Origin of the sequence: Fibrobacter sp., from assembly GCA_024398965.1 — a bacterium.
Lineage (GTDB): Bacteria > Fibrobacterota > Fibrobacteria > Fibrobacterales > Fibrobacteraceae > Fibrobacter.
Window position 1 is genome coordinate 1 of sequence record JAKSIF010000120.1, and the last position, 2,085, is coordinate 2,085.

General features: G+C 50.8%; 3 protein-coding genes. 1 reads left to right on the forward strand and 2 read right to left on the reverse strand.

The features are described from left to right. Positions 1-364, forward strand: a 364-nt coding sequence (locus MJZ26_14975) for a hypothetical protein (GenBank protein ID MCQ2107079.1), incomplete at its 5' end; no start/stop codon positions are given. 152 nt (positions 365-516) lie between these two features. On the opposite strand, the gene MJZ26_14980 is transcribed toward MJZ26_14975, so the two are convergent. Then, the gene (locus MJZ26_14980; protein MCQ2107080.1) at positions 517-1,041 is read right to left on the reverse strand and encodes a hypothetical protein; all 525 of its coding nucleotides are present in this window, start codon (positions 1,039-1,041) and stop codon (positions 517-519) included. A 152-nt stretch (positions 1,042-1,193) separates the two neighbouring features. Continuing rightward, on the reverse strand, positions 1,194-2,085 hold an 892-nt coding region (gene metF / locus MJZ26_14985), incomplete at its 5' end, for a methylenetetrahydrofolate reductase [NAD(P)H] (GenBank protein ID MCQ2107081.1).

The following is a 2,085-nucleotide window of genomic DNA, read 5'->3' on the forward strand; positions in this document are numbered from 1 at the left end:
CCGCGAAAAGAACGACCATTCCCTGACCTTGGGCGACCTCACTTACAAGATTTTTTGTAATTTTAGCAAGTACGAATCGGTAACCGACGAAGCCGTTCGCGACTACCTGAAGTATTTCGCCACCGATGAGGCGACATCGACAGCAACGAAGGCCATCAAGAACAGGGTGGACTTCTATCACAAGGACCCCAAGACAAGGAGCGACTACATGACTTTTGAAGCAATGCTTGAAGAGGAACGCGATGAAGCTCGCAAGGAAGAAAAGCGCGAACTAGTCAAGGCTTTGCGTGTCCAGGGGAAACTTACTTTGGAAGAAATTGCTTCTGTTTCTGGCCTCACGCCCGAAGAAATCAAGGCACTGTAAAAGAGGCGCAGTCTCGCACCTGCGTCAAGAGCCGTTCAGTCCTGCTTTTGCGTTAGGCCCCGCCGCCTGTATGGGGTCGGACTCGCGCGGCGCTTGCCTTGTCTGGCAGAACTTAATTAAAAAGGGAAAGTCCATTGGACTTTCCCCTTTTGTTATACACCAAGAACTTCGATTGCAGCCTTGTACTTTTTAAGTCTAAACTGGGTCTTAAGTTCGCGACGTTCCTGCCTATGGATGTACTTGTCTTCAAGTAAAACGTTGAGGATCGCGGACTTAGCCTTGGCTGCCATCGGATTGGCCTTAAGGGTAGCCATGAAGTTCACGAAGTCCTTTTCGCGGGATTCATAGGTAGCTTCTTCGGCGCTGACGCCCTGAGCCATAAGCTTGCAGCTGTATTCGTCGATCCAGCCCTGGTTTTTGTGGTAGGTCATCTTCTGAATCAGGTCCACCATATCGGCAGGGACACCCATAGCGATAACATCTTCGGCAGTCTTCTTAGTGGCGCCGGTAATCAAGTCCTGAAGGATAGCAAGGGTTTGGACCTCTTCGGATTCGCCTTTATTCTTTAGATAATCAGCAACATTCTGGAGAAAATCAATGTAGGGGCCGCCAGCCTTGTCCTGTTGACCTTTGTGAACTTCGGCAGCGATCTTATAAGCTTCAGCGAAAGAGAGCATAATCTATCCTTTAATTAAAAAATGGGGCGCCAATGGCGCTATACGTTCAATATATATAATTTGATTTTTGGAAAAAACACAAAAATTTTAGATAAAAACAAAAAAAATCCCCCAAATTGGAATATGGGGGATTTTTGCGAAATTTGGCGAATTTAGGCAATAAAGTTCTTGCCCAAGATGGCTGAAACGTTCCTCAAAATACCTTCGGCAACGTCGGGCTTGTTCATGGAATAGACGTGGACGTTGGTGATGCCGTTGGCGTAGAGGTCGATAATCTGGTCGCTGGCGTAGATGATGCCGGCCTGCTTCATGGCTTCGGGATCGCTTCCGAACTTGTCTACCAGGGACTTGAAACGCTGGGGCATGAAGGAACCGGACAGCTTGATGGCGCGTTCCACCTGGTTGGCGTTGGTGATGGGCATGATGCCGGGGAGTACCGGGCAGGTGACGCCCGCTTCACGCAGCTTGTACAGGAAGCTGAAGAACAGGTTGTTGTCGAACACCATCTGGGTAGTGAGGAAGTCGGCGCCTGCATCCACCTTTTCTTTCAGGTGCTGGATGTCTTCACGCTGGTTGGCGCTTTCGGGGTGCTTTTCGGGATAGCAGGCTGCACCGATGCAGAAATCGCCATCGCTTTCCTTAAGTTCGCGGACCAGTTCCACGGCGTGGTGGTAGTCGCAGTCGGTGCGGCCGTTGGCGATCAGTTCCGGAGTGAGGTCGCCGCGGAGGGCCATCACGTTTTTGATGCCTGCTGCCTTCATGTCGTCGATACGCTGCTTTACGGTTTCCTTGCTGCTGGAGACGCAAGTCAAATGGGCCAGCATGGGAACGCCGAACTTTGCCTTAAGGTTCTTGGCGATTTCCAGGGTATACTGGCTGACGCCGCCACCTGCACCGTAGGTCACGCTCATAAAGGCGGGGCCAAGGGCTGCGATGGATTCGGTTGCGCTCTTCACGCTTTCGAAGCTGGTTTCCTTCTTGGGAGGGAACACTTCGAAGGACAGGGACATCTTATCTTGCTTGAGAATATCAACGATTTTCATG

Excerpts from the sequence above, each read along its gene's own strand:
- MJZ26_14980 (MCQ2107080.1), bottom strand. The coding sequence starts at position 1,041 with ATGCTCTCTTTCGCTGAAGCTTATAAGATCGCTGCCGAAGTTCACAAA.